Origin of the sequence: Rhizobium sp. 2YAF20, assembly GCF_052114685.1 — a bacterium.
GTDB lineage: Bacteria > Pseudomonadota > Alphaproteobacteria > Rhizobiales > Rhizobiaceae > Rhizobium.
The window spans coordinates 793,504-820,227 of record NZ_JBFRFF010000001.1 but is presented as its reverse complement, the minus strand read 5'-3'; the positions used below and the strand labels follow the sequence as shown (position 1 = coordinate 820,227).

29 protein-coding genes are annotated in these 26,724 nt (G+C 60.7%); 12 read left to right on the top strand and 17 right to left on the bottom strand.

The features are described from left to right. Positions 1 to 137 precede the first annotated feature (137 nt). Positions 138 to 392 carry a GlsB/YeaQ/YmgE family stress response membrane protein gene (locus tag AB4Z52_RS03900; RefSeq protein ID WP_442216568.1) on the top strand — a complete coding sequence of 85 codons (255 nt, stop codon included), beginning with the start codon at positions 138 to 140 and terminating at the stop codon, positions 390 to 392. 77 nt (positions 393 to 469) lie between these two features. Here AB4Z52_RS03900 and ilvC read toward each other — a convergent pair whose 3' ends face one another. From ilvC to AB4Z52_RS03885, 3 genes are all read right to left on the bottom strand, one after another. Further along, on the bottom strand, positions 470 to 1,489 hold the full coding sequence (gene ilvC / locus AB4Z52_RS03895; protein ID WP_442216567.1) for a ketol-acid reductoisomerase: 1,020 nt from the start codon (positions 1,487 to 1,489) through the stop codon (positions 470 to 472). A gap of 44 nt (positions 1,490 to 1,533) precedes the next feature. Continuing rightward, positions 1,534 to 2,199 (bottom strand): TetR/AcrR family transcriptional regulator C-terminal domain-containing protein, encoded by a 666-nt coding sequence (locus tag AB4Z52_RS03890; RefSeq protein WP_442216566.1) that lies wholly within the window; start codon positions 2,197 to 2,199, stop codon positions 1,534 to 1,536. A gap of 103 nt (positions 2,200 to 2,302) precedes the next feature. Then, positions 2,303 to 3,211: an AraC family transcriptional regulator N-terminal domain-containing protein gene (locus AB4Z52_RS03885; protein WP_442216565.1), complete on the bottom strand. Its 909-nt coding sequence runs from the start codon at positions 3,209 to 3,211 to the stop codon at positions 2,303 to 2,305. Between the two features lie 180 nt (positions 3,212 to 3,391). On the opposite strand from AB4Z52_RS03885, the gene AB4Z52_RS03880 reads away from it, so the two are divergent. Next, on the top strand, positions 3,392 to 4,435 hold the full coding sequence (locus AB4Z52_RS03880; protein WP_442216564.1) for an NAD(P)-dependent alcohol dehydrogenase: 1,044 nt from the start codon (positions 3,392 to 3,394) through the stop codon (positions 4,433 to 4,435). A gap of 48 nt (positions 4,436 to 4,483) precedes the next feature. Here the strand turns inward: AB4Z52_RS03880 and AB4Z52_RS03875 are convergent, their stop codons facing one another. Next, on the bottom strand, positions 4,484 to 5,746 hold the full coding sequence (locus AB4Z52_RS03875) for an NAD(P)/FAD-dependent oxidoreductase (protein WP_442216563.1): 1,263 nt from the start codon (positions 5,744 to 5,746) through the stop codon (positions 4,484 to 4,486). A 124-nt stretch (positions 5,747 to 5,870) separates the two neighbouring features. Then, positions 5,871 to 6,335 (bottom strand): Lrp/AsnC family transcriptional regulator, encoded by a 465-nt coding sequence (locus AB4Z52_RS03870; protein ID WP_442216562.1) that lies wholly within the window; start codon positions 6,333 to 6,335, stop codon positions 5,871 to 5,873. Positions 6,336 to 6,495: 160 nt separating this feature from the next. Between AB4Z52_RS03870 and AB4Z52_RS03865 the strand changes: the two genes are divergently transcribed. After that, complete coding sequence (locus AB4Z52_RS03865) at positions 6,496 to 7,215, top strand: aspartate/glutamate racemase family protein (RefSeq protein ID WP_442216561.1); 720 nt, start codon at positions 6,496 to 6,498, stop codon at positions 7,213 to 7,215. Positions 7,216 to 7,222: 7 nt separating this feature from the next. On the opposite strand, the gene AB4Z52_RS03860 is transcribed toward AB4Z52_RS03865, so the two are convergent. Beyond that, complete coding sequence (locus tag AB4Z52_RS03860; RefSeq protein ID WP_442216560.1) at positions 7,223 to 8,626, bottom strand: tlde1 domain-containing protein; 1,404 nt, start codon at positions 8,624 to 8,626, stop codon at positions 7,223 to 7,225. Positions 8,627 to 9,052: 426 nt separating this feature from the next. Here AB4Z52_RS03860 and AB4Z52_RS03855 point away from each other — a divergent pair, with 426 nt between their 5' ends. From AB4Z52_RS03855 to AB4Z52_RS03845, 3 genes are all read left to right on the top strand, one after another. After that, positions 9,053 to 9,634 carry a histidine phosphatase family protein gene (locus tag AB4Z52_RS03855; protein ID WP_442216559.1) on the top strand — a complete coding sequence of 194 codons (582 nt, stop codon included), beginning with the start codon at positions 9,053 to 9,055 and terminating at the stop codon, positions 9,632 to 9,634. A 98-nt stretch (positions 9,635 to 9,732) separates the two neighbouring features. After that, complete coding sequence (locus AB4Z52_RS03850; protein WP_442216558.1) at positions 9,733 to 10,344, top strand: TetR/AcrR family transcriptional regulator; 612 nt, start codon at positions 9,733 to 9,735, stop codon at positions 10,342 to 10,344. A gap of 57 nt (positions 10,345 to 10,401) precedes the next feature. Further along, positions 10,402 to 11,610: an MFS transporter gene (locus tag AB4Z52_RS03845; protein ID WP_442216557.1), complete on the top strand. Its 1,209-nt coding sequence runs from the start codon at positions 10,402 to 10,404 to the stop codon at positions 11,608 to 11,610. Here the strand turns inward: AB4Z52_RS03845 and AB4Z52_RS03840 are convergent, their stop codons facing one another. Both AB4Z52_RS03840 and AB4Z52_RS03835 read right to left on the bottom strand, forming a co-directional pair. Further along, a complete protein-coding gene (locus tag AB4Z52_RS03840; protein WP_442216556.1) occupies positions 11,611 to 12,858 on the bottom strand; it encodes an FAD-dependent oxidoreductase in 1,248 nt (415 codons plus the stop codon). A gap of 12 nt (positions 12,859 to 12,870) precedes the next feature. Continuing rightward, entirely contained in the window at positions 12,871 to 13,284 is a 414-nt protein-coding gene (locus AB4Z52_RS03835; RefSeq protein WP_442216555.1) for a winged helix-turn-helix transcriptional regulator, read from the bottom strand. 137 nt (positions 13,285 to 13,421) lie between these two features. Here AB4Z52_RS03835 and AB4Z52_RS03830 point away from each other — a divergent pair, with 137 nt between their 5' ends. Further along, on the top strand, positions 13,422 to 14,309 hold the full coding sequence (locus tag AB4Z52_RS03830; RefSeq protein ID WP_442216554.1) for an SDR family oxidoreductase: 888 nt from the start codon (positions 13,422 to 13,424) through the stop codon (positions 14,307 to 14,309). A 57-nt stretch (positions 14,310 to 14,366) separates the two neighbouring features. On the opposite strand, the gene AB4Z52_RS03825 is transcribed toward AB4Z52_RS03830, so the two are convergent. Further along, the gene (locus AB4Z52_RS03825) at positions 14,367 to 15,119 is read right to left on the bottom strand and encodes a pyridoxine 5'-phosphate synthase (RefSeq protein WP_442216553.1); all 753 of its coding nucleotides are present in this window, start codon (positions 15,117 to 15,119) and stop codon (positions 14,367 to 14,369) included. Between the two features lie 449 nt (positions 15,120 to 15,568). Between AB4Z52_RS03825 and AB4Z52_RS03820 the strand changes: the two genes are divergently transcribed. Next, a complete protein-coding gene (locus AB4Z52_RS03820) occupies positions 15,569 to 16,261 on the top strand; it encodes a MerR family transcriptional regulator (RefSeq protein ID WP_442216552.1) in 693 nt (230 codons plus the stop codon). Between the two features lie 28 nt (positions 16,262 to 16,289). Here the strand turns inward: AB4Z52_RS03820 and AB4Z52_RS03815 are convergent, their stop codons facing one another. Next, complete coding sequence (locus AB4Z52_RS03815; protein WP_442216551.1) at positions 16,290 to 17,417, bottom strand: ATP-dependent DNA helicase; 1,128 nt, start codon at positions 17,415 to 17,417, stop codon at positions 16,290 to 16,292. 151 nt (positions 17,418 to 17,568) lie between these two features. On the opposite strand from AB4Z52_RS03815, the gene AB4Z52_RS03810 reads away from it, so the two are divergent. From AB4Z52_RS03810 to AB4Z52_RS03800, 3 genes are read left to right on the top strand one after another with little or no spacing between them, the layout of a single operon-like run. Beyond that, a complete protein-coding gene (locus AB4Z52_RS03810) occupies positions 17,569 to 17,949 on the top strand; it encodes a COG4315 family predicted lipoprotein (RefSeq protein ID WP_442216550.1) in 381 nt (126 codons plus the stop codon). After that, positions 17,933 to 18,487, top strand: a complete 555-nt coding sequence (locus tag AB4Z52_RS03805) for an RNA polymerase sigma factor (protein ID WP_442216549.1) — start codon at positions 17,933 to 17,935, stop codon at positions 18,485 to 18,487. The genes AB4Z52_RS03810 and AB4Z52_RS03805 overlap by 17 nt, the downstream gene beginning before the upstream one ends. Continuing rightward, complete coding sequence (locus AB4Z52_RS03800) at positions 18,484 to 19,272, top strand: anti-sigma factor family protein (RefSeq protein ID WP_442216548.1); 789 nt, start codon at positions 18,484 to 18,486, stop codon at positions 19,270 to 19,272. Before AB4Z52_RS03805 ends, AB4Z52_RS03800 begins: the two co-directional genes overlap by 4 nt. Before the next feature lie 5 nt (positions 19,273 to 19,277). Here the strand turns inward: AB4Z52_RS03800 and AB4Z52_RS03795 are convergent, their stop codons facing one another. The 7 genes from AB4Z52_RS03795 to AB4Z52_RS03765 form a co-directional block, all read right to left on the bottom strand. Continuing rightward, positions 19,278 to 19,649, bottom strand: coding sequence for a nitrile hydratase accessory protein (locus AB4Z52_RS03795; RefSeq protein ID WP_442216547.1), 372 nt, complete (start codon positions 19,647 to 19,649; stop codon positions 19,278 to 19,280). After that, entirely contained in the window at positions 19,636 to 20,295 is a 660-nt protein-coding gene (gene nthB, locus AB4Z52_RS03790) for a nitrile hydratase subunit beta (RefSeq protein ID WP_442216546.1), read from the bottom strand. The genes AB4Z52_RS03795 and nthB overlap by 14 nt, the downstream gene beginning before the upstream one ends. Beyond that, on the bottom strand, positions 20,292 to 20,918 hold the full coding sequence (gene nthA / locus AB4Z52_RS03785) for a nitrile hydratase subunit alpha (protein ID WP_442216545.1): 627 nt from the start codon (positions 20,916 to 20,918) through the stop codon (positions 20,292 to 20,294). Before nthA ends, nthB begins: the two co-directional genes overlap by 4 nt. A 21-nt stretch (positions 20,919 to 20,939) precedes the next feature. Further along, positions 20,940 to 21,533, bottom strand: a complete 594-nt coding sequence (locus tag AB4Z52_RS03780) for a LysE family translocator (protein WP_442216544.1) — start codon at positions 21,531 to 21,533, stop codon at positions 20,940 to 20,942. Positions 21,534 to 21,592: 59 nt separating this feature from the next. Further along, positions 21,593 to 21,883 (bottom strand): hypothetical protein, encoded by a 291-nt coding sequence (locus tag AB4Z52_RS03775; RefSeq protein ID WP_442216543.1) that lies wholly within the window; start codon positions 21,881 to 21,883, stop codon positions 21,593 to 21,595. A gap of 12 nt (positions 21,884 to 21,895) precedes the next feature. Next, positions 21,896 to 22,468, bottom strand: coding sequence for an acetolactate synthase small subunit (gene ilvN, locus AB4Z52_RS03770; RefSeq protein ID WP_442216542.1), 573 nt, complete (start codon positions 22,466 to 22,468; stop codon positions 21,896 to 21,898). A gap of 83 nt (positions 22,469 to 22,551) precedes the next feature. Then, on the bottom strand, positions 22,552 to 24,345 hold the full coding sequence (locus tag AB4Z52_RS03765; protein WP_442216541.1) for an acetolactate synthase 3 large subunit: 1,794 nt from the start codon (positions 24,343 to 24,345) through the stop codon (positions 22,552 to 22,554). Positions 24,346 to 24,672: 327 nt separating this feature from the next. On the opposite strand from AB4Z52_RS03765, the gene AB4Z52_RS03760 reads away from it, so the two are divergent. Then, entirely contained in the window at positions 24,673 to 26,721 is a 2,049-nt protein-coding gene (locus AB4Z52_RS03760) for an ATP-binding protein (protein WP_442216540.1), read from the top strand. Positions 26,722 to 26,724 lie beyond the last annotated feature (3 nt).

Here is a 26,724-nt window from a genome sequence, read left to right as displayed (position 1 = left end):
CGTTTCCAGATTGTCATTGCCAAACCGCGCGCCGATTAGCCGCCTGCGGCCGATCGAGCCTTGATTTCATATCCTATCCATCTAGCATAGAGATGAAATGGTCGCGGCATGCAACCATTCAAGGAGAGGGAAGAGAAATGTCTGTTATCGGGTGGATTATTCTGGGATTGATCGCCGGCTTCATCGGCAGCAAGATCGTCAACAAGAGCGGTTCTGGCATGATCATGGATATCGCCCTTGGCGTGGTCGGCGCCATCGTCGGTGGTCTGATATTCAATTTCTTCGGTGCTTCCGGCGTAACCGGGTTGAATATATGGAGCCTCCTGGTCTCCGTTATCGGGGCCGTCGTCGTGTTGTGGCTTTATCACGCCGTTTCCGGCCGCCGCGCCTAACGCAAAGCCCACCGGTCCAAAACGACGGAAGGCCGGAGCTTAGTGCCCCGGCCTCCATTCCATCATTGACGACGCAGTTAGTTGACGCTCTTGTCGACCAGCTTGTTCTTGCCGATCCAGGGCATCATGCCGCGCAGCTTGGCGCCGACTTCCTCGATCTGGTGGCTGTCGTTCATGCGGCGGATGCCCTTGAAGCGGGACGCGCCGGCACGGTATTCCTGCATCCAGTCCGAGGTGAACTTGCCGGTCTGGATGTCCTTGAGGACGCGCTTCATCTCAGCCTTTGTCTCGGCGGTAATGATGCGCGGGCCGGAAACGTATTCGCCCCATTCGGCCGTGTTCGAGATCGAGTAGTTCATGTTGGCGATGCCGCCTTCATAGATTAGGTCGACGATCAGCTTCACTTCGTGCAGGCATTCGAAATAGGCCATTTCAGGCGCATAGCCGGCCTCGACCAGCGTTTCGAAACCGGCGCGGATCAGTTCGACGAGACCACCGCAAAGGACAACCTGCTCGCCGAAAAGGTCGGTTTCGCATTCTTCGCGGAAGTTGGTCTCAATGATGCCGGAGCGTCCGCCGCCGACGCCGCAGGCGTAGGACAGTGCGAGTTCAAGCGCGTTGCCCGAAGCGTTCTGGTGAACGGCAACGAGGCAGGGAACGCCGCCGCCCTTCTGGTATTCGCCGCGAACGGTATGGCCAGGGCCTTTCGGCGCGATCATGACGATGTCGACCGATGCCTTCGGCTCGATGAGGCCGAAATGAATGTTGAGGCCGTGGGCAAATGCGATTGCAGCGCCGTCGCGGATGTTGCCGGCGATGTCGGCCTTGTAGATGTCTGCCTGGAGTTCGTCCGGGGTCGCCATCATCATCAGGTCGGCCCAGGCGGCGGCTTCGGCGACGGTCATGACCTTGAAGCCGTCGGCTTCGGCCTTCTTGGCGGTCGGAGAACCGGACTTCAGAGCGATCGCGACGTTCTGCGCGCCGCTATCCTTCAGGTTCAACGCATGGGCGCGGCCCTGGGAGCCGTAGCCGATGATTGCGACCTTCTTGGCCTTGATGAGGTTGAGATCGGCATCACGATCGTAATAGACGCGCATTGATTTTTCCTTCCCTTTGCTTGTCTGTTGTAAGTATCAAACCATCAGACGGTCGCTGCCGCTTCCGCCGAAACCTTTTCCGTGCCATAGAGCCGGAGGAAGGCGCTGACCGCTTTTTCCGCCTGCCTGCCGGTATCCTTCATGCCAGGCTCCCCAAGCAGCATGCGAACGTGCAGATCTGAAACGACCAGCCCATAGAGCGTATGATAAGCCTCGTCTCCATCGGCAAAGCGCAGCAGCCCTGCCCGCTTCCCGGCATCGATCAGCCCGCTCGCGCGCCGGTCGATCTGCCGGCGGCCGCGCTCGAGCAACAGTTTGCCCAGCTTCGAACCATCCCTGTTCGACTGGCCGATCGCCAGACGATTGAGCGCCAGAGAAACGTCGCCGGCAAGGACTTCCAGAAGATCGCGGGCAAAAATGACGAGATGGTCGTGGAGGCTCGCCGCCGTCAGCCGTTCGCCGTTGCGCTCGAACGTCCTGACCTTGCTGGCCTGATAGGCGATCATCGCCGACAGCAAGCCGTCTCGGTCGCCGAACCACTTATAGAGGCTTTCCTTGGAGCAATTGGCAGCGCGCGCAACGCCCGAGGTCGTCAGCGCTTTCTCGCCGCCATCGACCAGCAACAGCAGCGCCTGTTCCAGAACAGCGTTCTGGCGCGGCGAAAACTCACCTGACTGTGCTGTATCGCTTGGCACGATTGCCGCTCCCAAATACGTACCGTACCGTACGGTTCGCGGGCTTTATCGCGCAGAGAGCATTCGACGTCAAGAGCCTTCGGGATGGGACATTCAGGATTTTTACGATTAAAACGACCTATTCCGCTGCAATGGGGCTGCGTATCCCCTCGACATCGCGAAGCGGCGGCAGGCCGAAGAGGCGGCTATATTCGCGGCTGAACTGCGATGGGCTCTGATATCCGACGCGATGGCCGGCCGTTCCGACGTCCAGCCGATCGATCAGCATGAGCCGCCGCGCCTCCAGCAGACGAAGCTGCTTCTGGTATTGCATCGGCGTCATTGCGGTCACGGTCTTGAAGTGATGATGGAGCGAAGAGACGCTCATATTGACCCGTTCCGCCAGTTCCTCGATGCGCAACGGCTCGGTAAAATTGGCGCGGATCCAGCCGACGGCACGTGCCACCTTGTTGCTCTGGCTTTCGGCAAGCGCGATGTGCAACAGCCGCGGCCCGTCCGGTCCGGTGAGGAGGCGATATAGGATTTCCTGCTCGATCAGAGGCGCCATTGCGGCAATGTCTTCCGGGCGGTCGAGCAGCCGCAATAGCCGGAGCGAGGCATCGAGAAGTTCCGGGCTGGCAACGTTGACCGCAAGCCCCCGCATGCCGTCCGCAGCCGCAGCGGGCCGCGGAATGCTGACGCGGGCGAGAAGATCGCTCAACCTTTCCGCATCGATCGCAAGTCCGAAACAGAGATAGGGCGTTTCGACGCTTGCCTCGGTCACATGCGAGGCAACCGGCAGGTCCAGCGAGGTGAGGATGTAGTGTCCAGCGCCATAGCGATAGACATCTGTTCCCACCGTCACGCTCTTTGCGCCCTGCGCGACGATGGCAAATCCGGGCTTGTAGGCGGTATGCAACGGCTGCGTAGGCGAGCATCGCCGGAACAGGCCGAGATTGTCGATCGCCGTCGGGAAGTCCCCGTCTTCACCAGCAAAACGGGCAATGATCGAGGCAATCTCGGAATGAGGATGAAATGGAAGTGTCATGCGCAACCAGCTGTTTTCGGATCATTACCTGGCTAAGCCGACCCGCGTTCAGGGGAAACAGGGCGAAGGCAGATTTGCAGGATCATATATAAAGCTTGCAGGATCGCTCTAACACCCCGGCATCCAAATATTGCATAGTCCGCGCATACTCTCAGCCCCTCACCTGAAATGGAGTTACCCATGGCTATTGCAAAAGGCTATGCCGCGACCGACGCGTCAAAACCACTCGTCCCCTTCACCTTCGAGCGCCGCGAACCGAACGCCGATGACGTCGTCATCTCGGTCAAATATTGCGGCCTGTGCCACTCAGATATCCACCAGGCACGCAACGAATGGGGCAATTCGAAGTATCCTATGGTTCCGGGCCATGAGGTTGCCGGTGTCGTCAGTGCCATCGGCTCCGCCGTCACCAGGTTCAAGGTCGGCGACCATGTCGGCGTCGGCTGCTTTGTCAATTCCTGTGTCGGCTGCGCCGAGCGTAATGTCGATGTCGAGCAGTACATGCCCGGTCTCGTCCAGACCTACAACGATTTCGAAGCCGATGGCACGACGCCGACCTATGGCGGTTATTCGGACTCGATCGTCGTCAAGGAAGGCTATGTTCTCTCCTTCCCGGAAAACATTCCGCTTGATTCCGGTGCTCCGCTTCTTTGCGCCGGTATCACCCTCTACTCGCCGCTCCGCCACTGGAATGCCGGCCCCGGCAAGAAGGTCGCGATCGTCGGCATGGGCGGTCTCGGCCATATGGGCGTCAAGCTTGGCGCGGCCATGGGCGCCGACATCACCGTGCTTAGCCAGTCGCTTTCCAAGAAGGAAGACGGCCTGAAACTCGGTGCCAAGGAATATTATGCAACGAGCGACGCCGAGACCTTCAAGAAGCTCGCCGGCTCCTTCGATCTCATCATCTGCACGGTCGGCACCGTCATCGACTGGAACGCCTATCTCAACCTCTTGAAGATCGACGGTACCATGGTGCTGGTCGGCGTTCCCGAACATCCGGTTCCCGTCCATGCCTTCGCGGTCATCGCAGGGCGCAAGAGCCTAACCGGCTCCGGTATCGGATCGATCAAGGAAACACAGGAGATGCTTGATTTCTGCGGCGAACACAACATCGTCGCCGAGATCGAAATGATCGACATCAAGGACGTCAACGAAGCCTATGAACGCGTGCTGAAGAGCGACGTGCGCTACCGCTTCGTTATCGATATCGCGACGCTCGCCTGATATCGCATATCTAAATTTGCGAAAGGCGGCCCGCAAGGGCTGCCTTTCCTATTCTTCCCGCATCGTTTCCTTCTGGGTTATCAACCGGGCGCTATGTTGCCGACTCAGATAGATCCAGACCCAACTCCAGGCGACGGCCAATCGGGAGCGAGTACCGATCAGGAAGTAGATATGGGCGATGCCCCATATCCACCAGGCAAGCCAGCCGCGCAGCTTGATCCAGCCGAAATCTATGATTGCAGCGCTTTTTCCGATGGTTGCAAGGCTTCCCTGATGTCGATAGCGAAACCGGGCCGGTGGGGGGCTGCCGATAAGCTTTGCACGGATGACCTTGGCGACATGGGCGCCCTGCTGCTTGGCCGCCGGCGCTATTCCGGGCACTGGCTTGCCGTTCTCCCATTGGACCATGGCCGTATCGCCGGCCACGAAGATATCCTCTGCGCCGGGCGCCCTGAGTGACGGATCGACGAGGACGCGGCCTGCGCGATCGGATGGCACGCCGAGCCAAGTGGCGGCAGGCGAGGCCTGCACTCCCGCCGCCCAGACGATCGTACGGCAAGGCAGGAAGACATCCCCCATCGCCACGCCCTCGGCCGTGCAGGCGGTGACAGCATGGCCAAGCCGCACCTCGACACCGAGCTTTTCGAGCGTCCTTTGGGCATAGGCGGAGAGATTTTCGGCAAAGCTTGACAGCACCCGCGGCCCCGCCTCGATCAGAACGACCCTGGTGGTCCTGGTATCGATGCGGCGAAACTCCGGCGGCAGCGTTGCACGCGCCAGTTCCGCGATGATGCCGGCAAGCTCGACGCCGGTCGGCCCGGCGCCGACGATCGCAAAGGTCAAGAGCGCATCGCGAGCCGCCGGATCTTCCTCCATTTCCGCCCGCTCAAAGGCAAGCAGCACGCGGCGCCGGATCGTCGTTGCATCCTCCAGCGTCTTCAGCCCCGGCGCCACCGGCTCCCATTCGTCATGGCCGAAATAGGCATGGGTCGCACCTGTGGCTAGCACCAGCGTGTCATAGCCAACAGTCGCGCCACCCTTCAAAAGGACCGTCTTTGCGTCCCGGTCAACGCCTGTGACTTCGGCCAGCAAGGTCGTAACCTCGGGCCGGTCGCGATAGAGATTGCGGATCGGCCAGGCGATCTCGGAGGTCGACAGTAGCGTCGTTGCAACCTGATAGAGCAACGGCTGGAAGAGGTGGTGATTGCGCCGGTCGATCAAGGTGATGCGAACCGGCAGGCCCTTGAGGTCGTTGACGAGATACAACCCCGCAAAACCGCCCCCGACGACGACGACATGGTGTTCCTGCATGGCATTTCCTCATGAGCCTCGCAGTCAGCCTAGAGCCGCTGCCGACAAGCATCAATCTCCGACTGTGCATGGCACCTGTGCAACCATGGGGCAAATCGCCTGAAAGCATTGACCGAACTGAACCTCACTCGGCATAGCTGACGGGAATGGTGATGCCGCTTTTCAGTTCCTCCATCGAGATCGATGCGGCGACGTCGAAGAGTTCGACCCGGCGAACGATCTTCTTGTAGATGACGTCGTAGTGCTCGACGCGAGGCAGCACGATTTTCAGAATATAGTCGTGATTTCCGGTCAGTCGGTGGGCTTCGACGATTTCGGGAATATCGCTGATCGACTTTCGAAACTTTTCGATCCATTCGTCGGAATGATGCGCTGTCTTGATCAGCGCATAGACCGTCGTCGGCACCCCCATCTTCTCGCGATCGAGCACGACAATGCGCCGCGCGATGTGGCCGGTTTCCTCAAGGCGCTGAATGCGCCTTGAGCAGGCGGAGACGGAAAGGGAAACGCGTTCGGCAAGATCGGTCACCGAAATACCGGCATCGGCCTGCAGAAAATCAAGAATCTTTCGGTCACGGTCGTCCAGCATCGGCGACGTTCTCCAGGTTGACGCGGCTAGTTTGCGCGCTTTGATAATTATGCGCAAAAGAAGAGCATAAATCCAACCGAGACGACAAAAGAATGCAAAGACGTCGCGGCCCAATTGCCGCACTATATAGGACATCAAAACGAAAAACGGAGAGCGACAAATGCGCACTATCGGCCTGATCGGCGGCATGAGCTTCGAAAGCTCGGCAGTTTACTATCGCCTCGTCAACGAGATGGTGCGTGGAGAGCTCGGCGGTCTCGCCTCGGCCGAGGTCTTGATGCATTCCGTCAATTTCGCGGAAATCGTCGCATTGCAGAAGGCCGGCCGGTGGGATGACGCCGCAGCCCGCCTCGGTAACGTCGCCGCAAGCCTCGAAAAGGCTGGCGCCGATTGCGTGCTGATCTGCACCAACACTATGCACCTGATCGCCGACGAGGTTGCCGCCCAAGTATCGATCCCCCTCATCCATATCATCGAGGAGACGGCGGCAGCGTTGAGGTCCGCCGACTGCAAGCGGCCACTGCTGCTTGCCACCCGCTACACCATGGAGCACGGTTTCTATGTCGACCACATGTCAGCGCTCGGCGTCGACGTCATGGTGCCCGATGCGGACGATCGCACCACCGTGCACAATATCATCTTCGACGAACTCTGCGCCGGCAACATCTATGACGGTTCACGTGCAAAGCTGATGGACATCATCCATCGCGCCCGGGCTGCAGGAGCTGACAGCGTCATTCTCGGCTGCACGGAAATCTGCCTGATCCTCGATCCGACCGGCCTTCCCCTCCCCGGCTTCGATACCACCACAATCCACGCCAGGTCAGCCGTCGACTTTGCGCTGCTGGAGGAAAAGGTCGCAGGGAAAAACGCAGCCTAGGAAGCAATCAGCGCGAGGCGACGCGCGTGCTCGAGCCGGAAAGGCGGGGCACGACGACCATGCGCGTGACCTCTCCGCGTTGGTAGGCAGCAAGGAACCGGCGGTAATCCTTGAAGACCACACAACCATTGGAATCGCCGCGCCGGCCCAGCATATACGTATGGGCGAGAAGCCCCGTGCGGCCGTACACATTGCCGCCAACGGGCGTAAGGCGCAGTGCCTGGACGCCATGGAACAGCGATTCCCGAAGCGTCAGACTGTAGGTGCTCGGCGGCGTCGGACCGCGATTGTGCTGGCTGACGTAGCGCGGATTGTCGATCATGTTGCCCATGCCGGAATGGGCCTCCAGCTTCTCGCCACTCGGCAGATAGACGGTTCCGGCCGAGATATCGTAGACGGCGACCCGGTTGTGGCCGCCCGGCAGCGAAATCGCATTGTTGAAGGTCGGCGCATCGTCCGTCATGCCGTCATCGGCCTTTGCATAGGCCAGCACATGTTCGGCCGGCCGACGGAAGCGGTCTTCGGCGGGAGAACGTGGGCGCGAGGCCGGAAGCGGTACGCTATCCAGCGGGTCCTCATCCGAAGACTGCGCCCTATTTGCCATCACCAGATTAAAGGGATCCTCGGTCGAAAGGTTGTCGGCCACCGAAGCGGTCTGCGTCGAGGTGCCTGCTGCCGTTGGCCTTGCGCTCGGCACCGGCGGCATGAAGCCATCGTCGGCCACGGGCGAGGCCGCATCGGCCAGCGCAACACCAACAGCTTTTTCCATGGGCCCGACATCAGATGTCGGGAATGTTGACGCGGGCTGCGGTATTGCGGTCGCGCTCTCCGTAAGCGGCGCAGTTGAACCGACAAGTGCGACATCGACGGGCTTTTCATTCGCTACATCCGGTGTAGCGGAGGCCACCTGCGAACGCGGCATGAAGTCGGTTGCGGCGGCGATTTCGGCGGCGTTGATCACCGGCCTTGCAGCAGCGTCGGAAAGGGCCACCTTGAGTGCATTCTGGACGACTGCCGCGGCAAGCTTGCGCCTTGCATTGGCGCGGTTGCCCTTGGCCACATCAAGCGCGTCGTTCAATGCCTGCTGTTCGGCTGTTAGCAGCGGATGCAGCCGTGAAAACTTGGCGACATGGATGAGGCGCTGCCCCTGAGCTTCGGCGCCAGACAATATAGCCCGCGGCGCAAGCGCCACACGCGCCAGATTATTGGTATTCGGGGAAAGTGATATGGCCCCGGTCTGCACAGTGCCCATCGTCTGCATCGTGGCAAGCGTCACCACGATCCACGCTAGCGATGCCGTGACGGCGCCGATCGCAGCAGCGCCGACGAGAGCCCCGCGAAACCTCCGCAATCCATACCCAAATCCGCCGAACGGATTGACGTCACTGAAGGCCTCGGTCGCAAACGCCATGTTACTCGTCTTCCAAACTACTCGCTCAACAACACCGGCGGCATCCGAGGACGCAATTCTGCCACAGCCAGTGTTAAGACCGGCAAGCGCCGAATACCCACTCCCGTCGCCACTTGCCGACTGTTTGGAAGCATGAAGAATCTTGGTAACTATTTCCTTTACGCCGCCCCGATTTCAAACATCTTATATTTCGTTTTGCTCACCTAGCAGACCGAAGGCGATACGGAAACCCACCAAATTTGGGATTTGCAAGGCGGGAACGCGAGCGAAAATCGTTGTTATGCCGGCGCTCGACGGTTGACGCCGGCGGCCGGAAGATCGGATAAGGTCATTGAGCCGCATGATCCACAGGGCTGATATCACGCCAAGACAACCCATGTTAGGCCGGGCGGATTGCCGCTCCCGGCCCTACCGAAAGGCCGAGGGATGAGCAGTCCGCTTCCTGAAATCTATCTTGTTCGCCACGGTGAAACGGAATGGACCGTCTCGGGGCGACATACCGGCCGGTCCGACATTCCTCTGACTAGGAGTGGCGAGGAAGCCGCGCGTGGCGTTGCTGACCGGCTTCAAGGGCAGTCCTTTGCAGCCGTCTGGTCCAGCCCCTCGCAGCGTGCGAGGAGAACCTGCGAACTGGCCGGCTTCGGGCCCGCGCCCGAAATCCGGGATAATCTGGCCGAATGGGACTATGGGGCCTATGAAGGACTTATCAGCAAGCAGATCCATGAGCTGCGCCCTGACTGGCAGCTCTTTCGCGACGGATGCCCCGAAGGCGAAGCGGCAGCCGACGTCGGCGCGCGGGCGGACGCAATCATTGCCGAATTGCGAAAAGCCAACGCCCGGATCCTGGTGTTTTCGAGTTCACATTTCCTAAGAGTACTAGGAGCGCGCTGGCTCGGCCTTCCGCCGGAGGGCGGGGCGCATTTTGTGTTGGATACGACGAGCATCAGCGTTCTCGGTTACGAGCACAATCTTGCCGAGCCGGTCATCCGCCGGTGGAACCAGATATAACGGGTCAACCGACCACCAAGACGAAGACAGCGATAATATTGCTGCACTGCAAATTTTTAATTGATTTGGAAACGATCATTCCCTATTGAGGGTCTATAATGACAACGACACTTAAACCAGCCGGAATCCGCGGTCGTCCTCGTGAATTCGACATCGACGCAGCACTCGACAAGGCTCTCAATGTCTTCTCCGAGCGCGGCTACCATGCGGCCTCGATCAGCGAGTTGACGGAGGCCATGGGATTGACATCGGGCAGCGTCTACAAGGCCTTCAAGGACAAGCGAGGCATCTTCCTTGCCGCCTTCGACCGCTACCGCGCCATCCGTCGCAAAGTCGTCGATGACAAGGTAAACGCCGCAAGGTCCGGGCGGGAAATGGTGCTGGCATTGCTGCAGGTCTATGCCGATGCCTCGCACGGGGAAGAGGGACGCCGCGGTTGCCTCGTCGTCGGCAGCGCGACCGATCTTGCGCTTTTCGACACAGAGGCGGCAAAGCGCATCGCGCTGGCCTTCGAACAGAATGAACGCCTGCTCGTCGAGTTGATCAACCTTGGGAAGGAAGATGGCTCGATATCGGACCACGTCAACGTTGCCACGGTGGCGCGCACCCTGCTCTGCACGATGAAAGGCATGCGCCTCGTCGGCAAGACAGGCCGCAGCCACTCTGAAATGACCTCTATCGCCGAGACGGCGTTGAAACTGCTGAACTGATTTTGCAAATCCAAACGGGATTGCTCGCATCCCGTTCACATGCCCTAAGGAGCCTGCATGACCTCCACCGCTGCCGCGGCCGAAGAAGCCGCGATAACGCATAAGACCATTTCGCCCTGGATGACCTTCATGTTCGCTGCCGCCTGCGGGCTGGTGGCAGCGAACCTCTATTATGGCCAGCCCCTCGCCGGCCCGATCAGCACGGCACTCGGCTTCACGCCGGCCGCAACCGGCCTGATCGTCACGCTGACGCAGATCGGCTATGGCCTTGGCCTGCTGCTGATCGTGCCGCTGGGCGATCTGCTCGAAAACCGCAGGCTGGTCTTGACGCTGATCAGCTGTGCGGCAATTGCCCTGGTTGCCGCCGCCTTTGCCTGGTCGCCGTCGCTCTTCCTGCTCGCCTCGCTCTGTATCGGCCTTGGCTCTGTCGCGGTGCAGGTCCTGGTGCCTTTCGCCGCCCACATGGCGCCAGATGCAACCCGTGGTCAGGTCGTCGGCAACGTCATGAGCGGTCTGCTCTGCGGCATCATGCTTGCACGGCCAGCTGCAAGCTTCCTGGCCGAATACGCATCCTGGCACGCGGTCTATATTCTGTCGGCGATCGTCATGGTCATGCTGGCCGGGGTGCTGCGCGCGGTGCTCCCGACCCGTGTCCCGCACACCAGATTGCATTATACCCAGTTGCTTGCCTCGATGGGCCATCTGGCATTGCGCACGCCGTTGCTCCAGCGGCGCGCCATCTATCAGGCCTGTATGTTCGGTGCGTTCAGCCTGTTCTGGACGACGACGCCGCTGCTGCTTGCAAGCCCTGCCTTCGGCCTCAGCCAGAACGGCATCGCGCTCTTTGCGCTGGCCGGTGCAGCCGGCGCGGTTGCCTCGCCGATCGCCGGGCGGCTCGCGGATCGCGGACATACGATGTGGGCGACGGCCTTTGCGATGCTGCTTGCCATCGGCGCTCTTTTGCTCGCCCATGTCTCCGGCAGCGGTTCGATGCTTGCGTTGGCTATGCTGACGCTCTCCGGCATCCTGCTCGATTTCGGTGTGCAGACAAACCTCGTTCTCGGCCAGCGGGCGATCTATGCGCTGAGCGCCGAGCACCGTAGCCGCCTGAACGGGCTCTACATGGCAACGTTCTTTGCCGGCGGCGCCATAGGCTCCGCGGTCGGCGGCTGGGCCTATGCCACCGGCGGCTGGACGCTGACGTCCTGGATGGGAGTCTGCTTCCCGGTCGTGGCGCTTGTCATCTTTGCGACCGAGAAAAAATGATCAGCACGGCTGCGGGACAGCATTCCGCAGCCAGTCACATTCCTTCAGCCCGGCTGCCGCGAACGGATCGATCAGCGTGCCCGAGACGATAGCGGCCAGCACCTGCGGACCTGGCGGCACCTTGGCGATCGTGGCGACAATCCGATCCCTGATCCACGCGAACGCTGCCGAGTCGGACTGGTAGAACGGCGTAAAGGCCAGAGACAGAAGCTGAAACAAGCGGACATGCGAGCGACGCGCTCTGGCGTAGGCCGCAAGCGCCGCCGGAACATCATCGGTTCCCGCCAGTGCATGCGCCAGTGCTGCCGCATCCAGCAACGCCATGTTGGCGCCCTGGCCAAGTTGCGGGCTGGTGGAATGTGCGGCGTCTCCGACGAATACCGTCCGTCCGCTATAGGGGCGAGCCATCGTCCGGTGCGCATAGCGAGCCAGCGTCAGTTGCTCCCAATCGGTGATCTGATCGAGTAGTGGCTGGCATTCCGGCCAGTAGCCGCGGATCGTCTCTTTCCAGCGATCGAGGCCCTGCCGACGCACATCATCGACGTCTGCCACCTTGAGGCTCCAGAAGAACGCCGCCCTCTTCGGCGTCGCCGGCGCCTGGCGGCCGATCGGCAACACGCCGATCATCACCTTGGCCTGGTCATAGCGCTGGGTCAGCGCCCGCTCGCCGGCAATGCCGTCGGGAAAATCCAGCGTTGCCCAGAAGGCGCCATAGGCGAGATCGCGCACAGCCGGCGCGACGGGCGAAGCGGCAACCATTTCCGAACGCGCGCCGCTGGCATCGACGACCAGATCGTAGGGGCCCAGCTTCTCGCCGCCTTTGAGCAACAGAAAAGAGCGATCCCCCTCCTCCGTCGAGCCGATGACCCGCTTTCCCGTTAGGATCGGATATCTCCGCGCCGAGACCTCGTCGTGCAGCGTGTCGAAAAGTGCAGCCCGGTGAACGGCCAGACCGTATCGCCCACCCGGCCAGGCGTCGTAGCGCACATCGAGAACCGTGCGGCCACCCTTCGTTTCGATGCCGAACAGCCGGTCAATCCGGTTGCCGGCGGCATGGATTGCAGGCCCGAGCCCCAGCGATTCCAACACTGTCAGGCCGGTCGGCTGCAGCATCAGCGCCGAACCGACCGGAGCGGCGCGCTCAAAACGTTCGATAATGTCGATCGCGTGGCCGGCGCGCGACAGGAACAATGCTGCGCCAAGCCCGGCAGGTCCGGCGCCGACGATGGCGATCTTCAATGATATCATGGACGAAACCGATCAGGCTGACGATTGGTCAAAGCGCACCCGAGCCGCCCTGACAGCCTGGTGGTTCGCCTCGGCCCAGTTCAAGAGCTCCGCCAGTGGCGCATAAAGCGATCGGCCAAGCTCGGTCAACCGGTATTCGACGCTCGGTGGCTTGGTCGGAAACACCTCGCGCTCGACATAGCCGTCCCGTTGCAGGTCGCGCAGCGTCTGGGTCAGCATGCGTTGGGAAATATCCGGGACCATGCGCTTGAGTTCGCCGAAGCGATAGGGTTTCTGCGAAAGGCATTCGATCAGCAGCGTCGACCACTTGCCGTTGATCTGCTGCATGACATCACGCACTGGACAGTTTGAAAAATCGAGTTTGCTGATATCTATACGGCGCTCCGGCTCGGCGGTGCTGCGCAGATTGACGACGGAGGCGGCCATGCTAGTTCCCTTTTGGTAACGTACAGCCGAAAACCTGCCTCCTTTACAGCAGCCAGTCAATTCCTATTCTAGCGTTAGTCTCTTTTTGAGACCATCACCGCCGCCTCAGCCGGCATCAAGAAACAAAGGAACGCCCCATGAGCAACACTCTTCTCGTCACAGGCGCCGCCGGCCAGCTGGGCCGGAATGTGATCCGCCACCTGATCGAGACCTACCATGTCTCGCCAGGAAGCATCATCGCTGCCACCCGCAGCCCTGAAAAGCTGAGCGACCTTGCCGCCAAGGGCGTCGTCGTCCGCAAAGCAGACTTCGATGACGCAGCCAGCCTGCCTTCAGCCTTCGCCGGCGTCGACCGTCTGCTGATCATCAGCACCGACGCCCTCGACACGCCCGGCAAGCGGCTCGTCCAGCACAAGGGAGCGATCGAGGCTGCAAAGAATGCCGGCGTCAAGTACATCCTCTACACGTCGATGCCGAGCCCCGACAAATCGCTGGTCACCTTCGCACCCGACCATCTCGGTACTGAGGAGGCCATCAAGGCAAGCGGCATCAGCTACACGATCCTGCGCGATGCCTGGTACATGGACAACTACCTGATGGGTCTGCCGCACAGCCTGCAGGATGGCAAGTGGTATACCTCCGCCGGTGCCGGCCGCGTCCCCAACATCTCGCGCGACGACTGCGCGCTCGCCATTGCCGCGGCGCTGGCCTCCGACGCGACAGCCAACGCAGTCTACACCCTGACTGGCGCCCACTTGCTGTCGATGGAAGATGTTGCAGCGCTCGTCACCGAAGTCACTGGCAGGCCTCTGCAGGTGGTTCACGCCAATGACGAGCAGCTCGCTGGCGGCATGACCGCGGCTGGCCTGCCGAAATTCCTGGTCGACATGCTGGTCTCCGCCGACGCCAATATCCGCGCCGGCAATTTCGAGACCGTGACCGGCGACCTCAAGAAGCTCACCGGCAAGGAACCACAGACGCTCAAGAGCTTCCTGGAAGAGCACAAGGGTGCCTTGACGGCATAACCCTCGAAACCAGATGGCCCGTCCCGCTTGGCGGTGGCGGGCCTTTTTTTCCCGCTATCAGACGGACTGTCCGCAGGCACGGCGAAAGCGACGCACCGTTTCCGCCATGCCGAATTCCAGCGCATCCGCCGTCAGCGCATGGCCGATCGAGGTCTCCGCAAGCTTTGGAATTCGCTTGAGCAGCGGCGGCAGGTTGGCAACAGTCAGATCGTGACCGGCATTGACGTCAAGGCCGGCGGCAATTGCTACGTCCGCGGTTTTTCCCAGCGCCTCGAGGATCGCTGCCGCCTGTTCCGGCGCGTCGTAGCAACCGCCATAGGGACCTGTATAGAGTTCGATCCTATCGGCGCCGACCGCCTTGGCGATCGAGACGGCCTCCGCATCGCCGTCGCCATCGGCAAACAACGACACCCGGCAACCGAGCTTCTTGTACCTGGCGACCTCGCCGGCCAGAAAGTCGCGGCTCTTGCGGAAATCCCATCCGTGGTCGGAGGTTGCCTGCGCCGGATCGTCGGGAACCAGCGTCACCTGCTCCGGCTGCGCGCCGGCGCAAAGATCGAAGAATTCATTGGTGGGATAACCCTCGATGTTGAACTCCGCATCCGGAAATTCATCGTCGATCAGGGCGCGGATGACAGGCAGGTCCGAGAAGCGGACATGGCGCTGGTCAGGGCGCGGATGGACCGTCAGTCCGCTTGCGCCGGCTTGAAGCGCGATGCGCCCGAGCGCCTCGACGCTTGGCCATGGCAGGTCCCGGCGATTGCGCAGCATGGCCACTGCATTGAGGTTCACGGAGAGCTTGGCGGGCATGATCGAAGTCCACGTTTGGCTATGGGAACGAATGCACTGCTTTTAGGCCAATAGCTGGCGCGAGGCCAACGAGATTCCGACATCGACTCATGCAAAAGATTGATGGCGTCACCCGCATTCCCCCAGCGTTCGCCCCGACGCTACCTCCTTCGGGCGATTCCTAATCCGGACAAAACTCGTTACGGTCTTGATCTGAGGGGTCCGCCACTCGAGGCTGACGGAATTGTAAGGAGGCAAAGCCCGCCATAGCCGCCGCGCACATGCGGGCGGGCCGATGACGCTTGCGACCACGATGGTTGCGGATGGCATCGCTGTGGCATCGACGATCTGCGCTGAATAGCCTCCTCCGCGAACGTCGAGGAAACAAGAAGTCAGGACATCGAGGCACCCGATCCAGCAAGACGACAGACATGAGGTGGATGAAAAAATAGAACATAAAGGAGAGGTTCATGCCTGACGGTTCCAAACGTCTGTTTGCTGCCGCCAAACTTGCCTCGGAGGCCCGTGCAAAATATCGGTTTCTGCCCGCTGCGGCGTTGCCGCCGGATTTGCCGAGCGGGCCAATCGCTATTGCTGATATGGCGAACGCTTTCGGCGTGACCCACCGGACATTGCATTTCTACGAGGAAAAGGGGCTGATATCGGCCGATCGCATCGGTCTCATGCGCGTTTACGGCCTCAACGACGTGCTGCGCATGGCTGTCATAAACATCTGCCGCGAGACCGGCATGTCGATCGCCGTCATCCAGGAGATGATGGAGGAACTGCACAAGGCGGAAACGCAGGAAGCAGCGGAAGATATATTCCATAACGCGCTTTTTGCCCGCAAGCGTGAACTCACATCGGAAATGTCCACCCTGCATCGACAGATGCAGTTGGTGACCGAACTGCTTGACTACGACAGCGCTGCCGAAACCGACCGCCTGAACGACAATCGCGACCAATCCGCCCTGACCGACCAGGAGCGCCGCTGCCTGGAACTGATGGTCGAGGGTCAGTCGACCGTAAAGATTGCCCGCGAAATGGAAATCCGGTTGGAAGAAGCCCAGGCTCTCGAAGCTGCCGTCATCCAGAAGTTCGGAACCAACAACCGCTTCCAGGCGGTAGCGAAAGCCGTTCTCCTCGGGATCGTCAAGACGTGAGGCCACGCCCCGTTGCGGCCGAGAAAACTCAACGGACGATCGTCAGTGTCTCGGCGGCGCGGGTGATGGCGGTGTAGAGCCAGCGCTCCCTTGTGTCGCGGAAGGCCCAGCTTTCATCGAACAGCACGACATTGTTCCACTGCGAGCCCTGGGCCTTATGCACGGTTAGCGCGTAACCATAATCGAATTCGTCGTATCGCTTGCGCGTCGTCCACGGAATTTCGCCCTCGACATTCTCGAATGCGGTTTTCAACAGTTTTATTTTCGCCGCGCCGCGGTCCATATCGTCGTCTTCCGGCCGGATGAGTAGATTAATCCCCGGCTTCGTCGTTTCCTTGGAAGACGTCATCACCTGCCAGAGCGAACCGTTGAGAAGACCCTTCGTCGGATCGTTGCGCAGGCAGACGAGCTTGTCGCCCGATTGCGGGTAGTCCGTCGTGAAACCCTTCAGTTCTCGCAGACGCTGATTGTAGCGCTTCCGGGTCTTGTTGGTGCCGATCAGGACCTGGTCCGCCTCCAACACCAGCGGTTGGGTCACCTCGTTCTTGGAAATCACCTGCACAGTCCCGTAGTCGCCGTGCACGATCTCCTTGCCCTCGCGCACCTGCATGGCAATCTGGATGATCGGATTGTCACGCGCCTGGCGGTGGATATCGGTCAAAAGATAGTCCGGCTCTTCATTGGTGAAGTAGCCCCCGCCGCTCACGGGCGGAAGCTGGCCGGGATCTCCCAGCACGAGGATCGGCGTCCCAAAGCTCATCAGATCCTTGCCAAGCGCCTCGTCGACCATCGAACATTCATCGACGATGATCAGGGCCGCCTTGGCGACCGGGCTTTGCCGGTTGATCGCAAACATCGGCGCGATCGAGGTCTTGCCCGTCTCTTCGTTTTCGACGGCCTCTTCGCCGCGCGGACGATAGATCAGCGAATGGATGGTCTTGGCGTTGCTGGCGCCGCGAGAGCGCAGCACCTGCGCCGCCTTGCCGGTGAACGCCGCAAACAGCACGTCGCCGTCGACGTTCTCCGCGAAATGGCGGGCAAGCGTCGTCTTGCCCGTTCCGGCATAGCCGAACAGGCGAAAGAGTGGCGATCGCCCGTCCTTCAGCCATTTGGAAACGGCCTTCAGCGCTTCGTCTTGTTGCGGCGCGAGTTGCATGCGGGGACTTGGCAGGATTCGGCCCTGATAGGCAAGTCGTAAAAATATTGCGGAAATCGGGAATAAAACCCGGCGCGCCGCTGTCTCATGTCCGGCAACGCAAAAGCGCGAGGCCCAAAACGTGTCCGTCCCACATCTGAGGAGAAACACCGTGAAAACCATCAAATTTCTGCCAGTCCTTATTCTGACGATTGCCGCCGCCACATCGGCCTTTGCAGAGGCGCCTGTGAAGGCAGTCGACAGTTCGAAAGGCAAGGTGCTGGCCGACGAAAAAGGCATGACGCTCTACACCTTCAAGAACGACAAGAAGGACGTCTCCAACTGCTATGACGATTGCGCCAAGGCATGGCCGCCGTTCATGGCCGATGGCAAAGCCAAGGCATCCGGCGCATACTCGATCGTCGAGCGCAAGGACGGCATGAAACAATGGGCCAAGAACGGGATGCCACTTTATTTCTTCGTCAAGGACACAAAGGCCGGTGATGTCGCCGGCGACGGCGTGAAGGGCGTCTGGGATGCCGCACGGCCCTGATCGGACCGACCGGGTCGCGGGGGTCATTTCCCCCGTGCCCGACACATTCGAGACGCAGGTGCTTGCTCTCCTGCCGTCCCTTCGCCGCTATTCGCGCAGCCTTGCCCGCTCGGATGCCGACGGCGAGGATCTTCTGCAGGACTGCGTGGAGAAGGTGCTGGCGCGCCGGGGCCAATGGCGCGGGCTGAACCTGCGCGGCTGGATACTGACCATCATGACCAATGTCTATCGCAACGGCCTGCGCAAGCGCGGCGGCCGCACCTTTGTCGATATCGATGAGACCTCCGACCTGCCCTCGCCCGAGGTCCCTGCCGATCCGCTTGAGCACGCGCGCCTTGAAGCGGCGCTGAACAGCCTGGCGGAGGAAAGCCGCGCCATTGTGATGCTGATCGTGGTCGAGGGCTACAGCTACCAGGACGTCGCCTCCATGCTCGATATTCCAATCGGCACCGTCATGTCGCGTCTGTCGCGGGCCCGCGCACGACTGAACGAACTGATGACAGCCGAAAACGTCGTCGCGCTCCGGAGGCCGAAATGAACGAGACCAACCGGACCGTGACCGAAGCCGAATTGCATGCCTTTGCCGATGGATTGCTGCCCGCAACCGAGCATGCAAGGATCGAGGCGTGGCTGGGCGAACACCCTGACGATGCAGCCAGCGTCGCCACCTGGCAGGCTCAGAACGCTGGTATCAAGGCGCTATTTGCCCCTTACGAAATATCGAAAGAAACCGACAGATCGCTCCTTGGCCGCCAGCAGGCCACCGATGCCAGGACCGGCATGCCACGCTGGGCCCTGACCGCGGCCGCTGCTGCGATCTTCGTCGCCGGCGCCGGCGTCGGGCATTTCCTTCCGCCATTCGCCGCACGACCAGAGTTGCAGCTCGCTGGCATCGAGACCCTGCCGCGCCAGGCGCAATCCGCCTTCCTCGTTTATGCAAGCGAAGTCCGCCATCCAGTCGAAGTCGGAGCCGACCAGGAGGCGCATCTGGCGGCATGGCTCGGCAAGCGGCTGAATGTTCCCGATCTCAAGGTGCCGAGCCTGAAGGCGCTCGGCTTCCAGCTCGTCGGCGGCCGGCTCCTTCCCGTCAACGAGACGCCTGGCGCGCTGTTCATGTACGAGGACGCGGCGGGAAAGCGCCTGACGGTTCTCGTCGGACGCAACGGGCAAAACCAGACGACAAGCTTCCGCTTTGCCAATTCTGGATCCGTCGATACCTTCTACTGGATTGATGGCGAGCTTGGCTACGCCGTTACCGGCGAGATCTCCCGCGACCTGCTGCGGCAAGTGGCCGAGCTTTGCTACAAGCAGTTTCCGACGTGAGCGGATCAGTCGCCCGGATCGTTGGCAAGCAGGATCGGCTTTCCATGTGGCGTTGCCTTGGCGGACAGTTGCCAGCTGTGCTGTAGCGCCAATATCTGGTCCGCAGCCGCGACACCGTGACGGATCAGCAGGCCGGAAAGGGCAGCCACCCAGCAATCGAAATAGTCGCTTCCATCTTCTGCCCTGCCTGGCTTGTGCAGTTCTGCCGAAAGGCATTCCGCCCACTCGCTCCAGGCAAACAGCCCACGCTCGTTGAGATGAACCGCCATCGCGAACGCTTCCGCCGCCCAAGGCTCTGGAAAGACCGGCCCCCCGTCGGATGACCTAGGCAACTGCGGCAATAGCGTCAGCGAAGGGGTTGGATCAGACGCGCTCAAGATAGCTCTCCCAGGCGTCGATCGACAAAGTCAGCTCGGGATCGGCGCCCTCGCCCCATATCTCCGGCGCATCGAACACGACGGTGTAGACCCATTGCGGGTTCTCGCCCTTTCCGTGAGCGTTGGTGTCTGGAAATACGAACGACCCCTGCACCGCCTCGACGACACCGCACTTGGCGCGGGCATAACGCGGCAGCCGTGTATGAGTGGTCGGATTGAAGTTGCGGGTCCGCACCCGGTCGCCGACGGCAAAGCAGGGCTCGGTCGATACAGGCCGGTCACAAGGCCCGCCCTTGGCAAGAACCGAAGCGACCATGTCCGCTTTCAACACTCGCTCCGGCGCAGTCCCTTGCTTTTCGCTGCGGCCGGAAAAAAGCTCCTTGCGGGTCGCAAATCCGTGGCGCTCGAGCAGCATGTCGATGCCGCGCATCCAGATTTCGTAATAGCTCGCCGAGAGGTAGTGCGCCGGCGGAATGCTTTCGCGCGCATGCCTGCTCTCATCCAGCGTCCAGGCGCCGAACGCGCCACAGGAAATGGTGATCCCCAACGCCCGCCTTTCCCATTCGCCATGAAAATACGGCTCGTCCTTCTCCGGAGCGACAGGGCCAAAACCCATCTGGCCGCCAAGGTCATGCGGCCCGTTCATGATCTGGCTCCCGCAGGTGACGCAACAGCCGTACCGATCATCGCGTCGCGGCTGACAAGGGCCGCAAGTTCGACCTCGCTCAAGCCATCCGTACCCGTCGGCCGCTCCGGTATGACGAGATACCGCAGCTCCGCCGTCGAATCCCAGACGCGGATCTTCTTGGTATCGGGCAAGACGAGGCCGAACTCCGCAAGCACGCCGCGCGGATCGATGACGGCGCGCGACCGATATGCCGGCGCTTTGTACCAGACGGGCGGCAGGCCGAGCACAGACCAGGGATAGCAGGAGCACAATGTGCAGACGACGAGATTGTGCGTCTCTGGCGTGTTAAACACGGCCCGCATATGCTCGCCCTGCCGACCCGTATAGCTGAGGCTGGCGATCGCTTCGGTCGCATCACGCTTCAGCCGTTCGGCGAACTGCGGATTGCTCCAGGCCTTCGCTACGACCGCCGCCCCGTTTCGCGGCCCGATCTTGATCTCATAGGTCTCGACGATCGCGTCGATCGCCGCCGGATCGATCAACCCCTTCGCAGTCAACAGGGTCTCGAGCGCCTTCACGCGCGCCTGCATGTCCGAATAGTGGTTTTCGTGCTCGTGCTCGTGATGATGGTCGTGCGACATCGATATCTCCGCTGTGAGCCGCTACTTTAGCATCGGCCAGAGGCTGAGCACCAGCAGGACCGCCATCGTGATGTTGAACCATTTCAGGCGCACGGGATCGGAGAGCCAGTCGCGCAGTGCTGAACCGAAGCCGGCCCAGGTCGATACGCTCGGCACGTTAACGAGAGCAAAGGCAGCTCCGACGATGAGCACGCTGGCGAAATAGAGCGACGGTATGGTGTAGGTCGCCATCGCGGTGACCGCCATCACCCAGGCTTTCGGATTGATCCATTGAAAAGCCGCGGCAGCCAAGAACGACATCGGCGCAGCACCGCTCTGCTTCTCGCTCAAGCTGCGTGAATTCGCAAGCTTCCAGGCAATCCAGACAAGATAGGCCCCGCCCGCGAATTTCAAAAAGGTATAAGCACTGGGCACGGCGTGAAGCAACGCCCCCAACCCCAGGCCGACGCCGAGCAACAGAAACAGAAAGCCCGCGCCAATTCCCAGCATATGCGGGATCGTGCGTCGGAAACCGAAATTCACGCCTGAGGCAAACAACATCATATTGTTCGGCCCAGGCGTTATTGAGGTTGTAAAGGCAAACAGAAGCAATGCCAGAAATGTATCCAGTGGCATGAATTCCTCCCTATGCCGCTCCGTCTCCACAACGCAAAATCGACGACGGCCATTTTAGGTCAATATAGCTGACCTAATCGACGAGGCCAGTTCTTGATTGTCATGGTGACAGGAATGGCGTCAAAAATCCGAAAGGGATACCACGAGATCGAGAAGGCGACCGACATAGCTGCGAACCGAACCAGAATGATAAAGCTCTGTGGAACGGCTTCGATTTTTCGAAGGAGCCGTTGTTCTCTGTCAACGGAACGAATTTGATCCATGAGGACCATGCCGCAGGTCTTCATCTCCTGAGGCAAGCCGATTTCATTGGCAGAGCACATCGCAATGTCCAGCCACTTGGCTGCCAAGTCCCGCTCTGTCTACATACCCTGCGGACCGCGGTTCATCGCGGCGATGCCGGTGCGGCACACTTCGATCAGCCCGAGCGGCTTCATGATGGCGACGAACTGGTCGATCTTCGAGGACTTCCCGGTGATTTCGAGAATGAAATGCTCGATGGTCGCATCGACGACCTTTGCATGGAAGGCATCGGCAAGCCTAAGGGTCTCGGCGCGAGCTTCTCCCGCTCCCGCGACTTTGACCAGTGCCACTTCGCGCTCGATCGGCCGTTCCTGGCCGAGTTCGCGGGCACGCACGGTCAGATCGACGACGCGGTGAACCGGCACGATGCGCTCGAGCTGGGCCTTGATCTGCTCCAGCACCTGTGGCGTGCCGCGCGTAACGATGGTAATGCGCGACAGATGCGCCTGGTGCTCCGTTTCCGAGACCGTCAGGCTCTCGATATTGTAGCCACGCCCGGAGAAAAGCCCAATGACGCGTGCAAGCGTCCCCGGCTCATTGGCGACGAGAACCGATAGCGTGTGGCTCTCCGCAGCCGCCGTCTCCGGCGAAATGAAATAGGCAGAGCCCGTCGGTTGAAGATGTGCATTCATTGTCTTGGTCCGTTTCCTTGAAGTCTTTGTTCAGGATCGAATATGCGCAGACGCGGCGATGTTGCCGCGTCCCGGTGGTACGATCAAACGAGTGCCCGGCCCTTGGCGTCGATGGCGTTGGCGACGGCCTCGTCGGTGGCTTCGTCGGGCAGCAGCATCTCGTTATGTGCCTTGCCCGAGGGGATCATCGGGAAGCAGTTGGCGAGATTGGCAACGCGGCAATCGAAGATAACCGGGCGTTTGACGTCGATCATCTCCTGGATGGCAGCGTCCAGATCGCCCGGCTTCTCGCAACGCAGGCCGACGCCGCCATAGGCATCCGCCAGCTTGACGAAGTCAGGCATTGCCTCGGTATAGGAGTTCGACAGCCGGTTACCGTGCAGCAGCTGCTGCCATTGGCGCACCATGCCCATGTACTGGTTGTTCAGGATGAAGATCTTGATCGGCGCATTGTGCTGCACCGCCGCCGACATCTCCTGAATGCACATCTGGATAGACGCATCGCCGGCAATGTCGATGACAAGACTTTCCGGATGGGCGATCTGCACGCCGAGGGCCGCAGGCAGGCCATAGCCCATGGTTCCCAGGCCGCCTGAAGTCATCCAGCGGTTGGGCTCCTCGAAACCGTAGAACTGTGCCGCCCACATCTGATGCTGGCCGACTTCGGTGGTGATGTAGGTATCGCGATGCTTGGTCAGCTCGTAGAGCCGCTGGATGGCATATTGCGGCATGATGACGTCATTGCTCATCTTGTAAGCAAACGAGTTGCGCGCACGCCAGCGGTTGATGTTGTCCCACCACTCGGAAAGGCGGCTTGCCTCCGGCTTCTTCGGCAAGGCTCGCCACAGGCGGACCATGTCTTCGAGAACATTGCCGACATCGCCGAGAATGCCGACATCGACATGGACGTTCTTGTTGATCGACGACGGGTCGATATCGATCTGGATCTTCTTGGAATTCGGCGAAAACGCATTGAGCCGGCCGGTAATCCGGTCGTCGAACCGCGCGCCGATGCAGACCATGACGTCGCAGTCATGCATGGCCATATTGGCCTCGTAGGAGCCATGCATCCCCAGCATCTTCAGCCAGTTCTTGCCGGAAGCGGGATAGGTGCCGAGGCCCATCAGCGTCGAGGTGATCGGAAAATCCGTCAGCTCGACCAGCTCGCGCAGCAGTCTGGAGGCCTCTGGGCCTGCGTTGACGACGCCGCCGCCCGAATAGATGACCGGCCGCTTGGCGTTCGCCATCAGCTCGATTGCCTGGTGGATCCTGTTCAGATCGCCCTGAACCTTCGGTTGGTAGCTCTTCTGGATATCGTGGCTTTCCGGCGGCGTATAGGTGCCGGTGGCAAACTGGACGTCCTTCGGAATATCGACGACGACAGGCCCGGGGCGGCCCGTCTGGGCGATCCGGAATGCCTCATGGATGATGGCTGCCAGCTGATTGACGTCCTTGACCAGCCAGTTGTGCTTGGTGCAGGGCCGCGTGATACCGACGGTATCGCATTCCTGAAAGGCGTCGGAGCCGATCAGCGTCGTTGGAACCTGGCCGGTAAGGCAAACGAGCGGGACCGAATCCATTAAGGCGTCCTGCAGCGGCGTGACGGCGTTGGTGGCGCCTGGACCTGACGTGACCAGCATGACGCCGACCTTGCCGGTTGAGCGGGCATATCCCTCGGCCGCGTGGCCGGCGCCCTGCTCATGGCGTACGAGAATGTGCTGGATGTCGTCCTGCTGGAATATCTCGTCATAAATCGGCAGCACCGCGCCGCCCGGATAACCGAAGATATGCTCGACGCCGTTGTCCTTCAGAGCCCGCAAGACGATTTCCGCGCCGGTCATCCTGTTGTCGTTGGTCTGGTTGTCTGTGCCAGTCATGCCTATGTTCCATTGTCCGCTGAGTGTTCTGGAAAGCTCGAAGCCCGTTTTCGGGCATAAAAAAAGGCTCCTTGGGGAGCCTGTTGTCTAGCGCATGGGTGCTATCGCCGGATGGTTACACCATCCTGCCCATGCGCCTTCCCACCACGATAAGAACCACCGAGATTTTCATGGGTCGAATTGATAGACAGAAAATTTCAAGGCGTCAACGCGTCCGGTAGTAAAAAAGCGCCCTTTCACCGAGCCCGCGCAAAATGAAGCGATTCTGAAAGGAATTTATTAAGCCGGCGACGATATTCTCGCTCGCTCAAGCAGGGAGTAACCCGTTTGCTGAACAACGACTTACAGACGTCAGGCAAAGCAGGCGAGCATGACCGCCGCGACAGCCAAGCAACGGGGAACCGCTTTCTCGGTCGGGTCGTTGCGAGCAGCGGCTCCCGTGTGACAATCGCCGCGATTGCGGAAAACGGCGGTACGGATCTCACGGAACTCTGGTCGGTCGGGCGCCTGATATCGATCAGCGTCGGCGCCAATCGCGTCGCGGCCCTCGTCTATTCGATGACTACCGGCAGCCAGAGCTGGGGTGAAGGACAGGACAATCTCTTCAGGATCGAAGCGGAACTTCTCGGTGAGGTTCGCGTCACTCCCGACGGCCGGGAGGAGTTTTCATCCGGCATTTCCAACTACCCCTATCTCGGCGCCGTCGCCCATCGCATCCGCTCCAGCGACCTGATGCGGATTTACGATGCGGGCAAGAACAGCAGTTGCGTGATCGGAAAGCTGACGCAGGACGACACGATCGACGCCGCCATCCACATCCCCTCGATGCTGTCGAAGCATTTTGCCGTTGTCGGCTCCACCGGCGTCGGCAAGTCGACGGCAGTGTCGCTGCTCCTGCACAAGGCCATCAGCTCGGACCCGAAACTGCGCGTCCTCATCCTCGATCCGCACAACGAATTTGCCGCCGCTTTTCCCGATCATTCCGTGGTCGTCGATACCGAGACGCTCGATCTGCCCTTCTGGCTGATGCGGCTCGAAGAATTCGCCGAGGTCATCTTCCGCGGTCGCCCGGCTATTCCCGAAGAGCTGGATATGCTGCGCGACATCATCCCGGATGCCAAGCGCGCTTTCCGTGGCACGGATTCACCGCTGATGCGCCGTCAGGCTGAAAAAAGCTCGGTGACGGCCGATACACCAGTTCCCTATCGCATGGCCGATCTGCTGGCACTGATCGACGAGCGCATCGGCAAGCTGGAGGGCCGTCAGGAAAAACCGCATCTGCGCTCTCTGAAAATACGCGTGACGTCCGCCATCAACGATCCGCGCTACCACTTCATGTTTTCCAACAATACCATCAGCGACACGATCATGGAGACGATCGCGCAGATCTTCCGCATCCCCGGCGATGACAGGCCGATTTGCACGTTCCAGCTCTCGGGCATTCCGTCGGAAGTCGTCAATTCGGTTGCCTCGGTGCTTTGCCGCATGGCATTCGAGCTTGCACTTTGGAGCGACGGTGCAATCCACATGCTTGTCGTCTGCGAAGAAGCGCACCGCTATATCCCCGCCGATCCGACCCTCGGCTTTGTCCCGACGCGGCAGGCGATTTCGCGTATCGCCAAGGAGGGCCGAAAATACGGCGTCTCTCTTGGCATCATCACCCAACGTCCCGGCGAACTGGACCAAACGATCCTATCGCAGTGTTCGACCCTCTTTGCCATGCGCCTTTCCAACGATCGGGACCAGGAGATCATCCGCTCCGCCATTCCCAATTCGTCGATCTCGACGATGAGCTTCCTGTCATCCATCGGCAATGGCGAGGCGATCGCGTTTGGCGAAGCGATCGCCGTTCCGATGCGCATGCGCTTTACGCGTGTTCAGGAAAACATGCTTCCGAAGGCCCACGGTCTGGTCGAGAAGCCAACGGAAGACTCGCCCGACAACGTCGATCTGCGCAATATCGTCAGCCGCATGCGATCGGTCTCCGGCCCCGACATCTCCTCCTTCCAGCAGACCTATGTCGCGGCAATAGGCAACAGTTTCGACGATGAGGCGGATGTGGAATCCGGCCATGGCGGCCACGAAACGCAGCCGGAGCGACCATTCGCGGACGAGCAGACGGCGATCGAGCCCTATCGTCCGGATATGCTGCCGCGCGTCGCCAGTACGGCACTTGCGTTCGGCAGTCAGCCCCAGACTTCGATCGACAGCAAGCTTGCCGAACTTCGCAAGAACCTTCTGCGCGAGGACGCCCCACTGGCAAGCCGGCCGGCACCGGTGCAGGAGCCAGCTGCGCCGCTGCGCCGGGAGCCGGGGACTTCCCTGCGCGACAGCATCCTGAAGAAACCGGTCAGCAGCCTCTACAACAAGGATTGAGCC

Excerpts from the sequence above, each read along its gene's own strand:
- AB4Z52_RS03840 (WP_442216556.1), bottom strand. The coding sequence starts at position 12,858 with ATGATATCATTGAAGATCGCCATCGTCGGCGCCGGACCTGCCGGGCTT.
- AB4Z52_RS03800 (WP_442216548.1), top strand. The coding sequence starts at position 18,484 with ATGAACGAGACCAACCGGACCGTGACCGAAGCCGAATTGCATGCCTTT.
- AB4Z52_RS03830 (WP_442216554.1), top strand. The coding sequence starts at position 13,422 with ATGAGCAACACTCTTCTCGTCACAGGCGCCGCCGGCCAGCTGGGCCGG.
- nthA (WP_442216545.1), bottom strand. The coding sequence starts at position 20,918 with ATGTCGCACGACCATCATCACGAGCACGAGCACGAAAACCACTATTCG.
- ilvN (WP_442216542.1), bottom strand. The coding sequence starts at position 22,468 with ATGAATGCACATCTTCAACCGACGGGCTCTGCCTATTTCATTTCGCCG.
- AB4Z52_RS03865 (WP_442216561.1), top strand. The coding sequence starts at position 6,496 with ATGCGCACTATCGGCCTGATCGGCGGCATGAGCTTCGAAAGCTCGGCA.
- AB4Z52_RS03825 (WP_442216553.1), bottom strand. The coding sequence starts at position 15,119 with ATGCCCGCCAAGCTCTCCGTGAACCTCAATGCAGTGGCCATGCTGCGC.
- AB4Z52_RS03820 (WP_442216552.1), top strand. The coding sequence starts at position 15,569 with ATGCCTGACGGTTCCAAACGTCTGTTTGCTGCCGCCAAACTTGCCTCG.
- AB4Z52_RS03805 (WP_442216549.1), top strand. The coding sequence starts at position 17,933 with ATGCCGCACGGCCCTGATCGGACCGACCGGGTCGCGGGGGTCATTTCC.
- AB4Z52_RS03870 (WP_442216562.1), bottom strand. The coding sequence starts at position 6,335 with ATGCTGGACGACCGTGACCGAAAGATTCTTGATTTTCTGCAGGCCGAT.
- AB4Z52_RS03765 (WP_442216541.1), bottom strand. The coding sequence starts at position 24,345 with ATGACTGGCACAGACAACCAGACCAACGACAACAGGATGACCGGCGCG.
- ilvC (WP_442216567.1), bottom strand. The coding sequence starts at position 1,489 with ATGCGCGTCTATTACGATCGTGATGCCGATCTCAACCTCATCAAGGCC.
- AB4Z52_RS03850 (WP_442216558.1), top strand. The coding sequence starts at position 9,733 with ATGACAACGACACTTAAACCAGCCGGAATCCGCGGTCGTCCTCGTGAA.
- AB4Z52_RS03845 (WP_442216557.1), top strand. The coding sequence starts at position 10,402 with ATGACCTCCACCGCTGCCGCGGCCGAAGAAGCCGCGATAACGCATAAG.
- AB4Z52_RS03900 (WP_442216568.1), top strand. The coding sequence starts at position 138 with ATGTCTGTTATCGGGTGGATTATTCTGGGATTGATCGCCGGCTTCATC.
- AB4Z52_RS03835 (WP_442216555.1), bottom strand. The coding sequence starts at position 13,284 with ATGGCCGCCTCCGTCGTCAATCTGCGCAGCACCGCCGAGCCGGAGCGC.
- AB4Z52_RS03780 (WP_442216544.1), bottom strand. The coding sequence starts at position 21,533 with ATGCCACTGGATACATTTCTGGCATTGCTTCTGTTTGCCTTTACAACC.
- AB4Z52_RS03875 (WP_442216563.1), bottom strand. The coding sequence starts at position 5,746 with ATGCAGGAACACCATGTCGTCGTCGTCGGGGGCGGTTTTGCGGGGTTG.
- AB4Z52_RS03885 (WP_442216565.1), bottom strand. The coding sequence starts at position 3,211 with ATGACACTTCCATTTCATCCTCATTCCGAGATTGCCTCGATCATTGCC.
- AB4Z52_RS03855 (WP_442216559.1), top strand. The coding sequence starts at position 9,053 with ATGAGCAGTCCGCTTCCTGAAATCTATCTTGTTCGCCACGGTGAAACG.
- AB4Z52_RS03860 (WP_442216560.1), bottom strand. The coding sequence starts at position 8,626 with ATGGCGTTTGCGACCGAGGCCTTCAGTGACGTCAATCCGTTCGGCGGA.
- AB4Z52_RS03880 (WP_442216564.1), top strand. The coding sequence starts at position 3,392 with ATGGCTATTGCAAAAGGCTATGCCGCGACCGACGCGTCAAAACCACTC.
- nthB (WP_442216546.1), bottom strand. The coding sequence starts at position 20,295 with ATGAACGGGCCGCATGACCTTGGCGGCCAGATGGGTTTTGGCCCTGTC.
- AB4Z52_RS03815 (WP_442216551.1), bottom strand. The coding sequence starts at position 17,417 with ATGCAACTCGCGCCGCAACAAGACGAAGCGCTGAAGGCCGTTTCCAAA.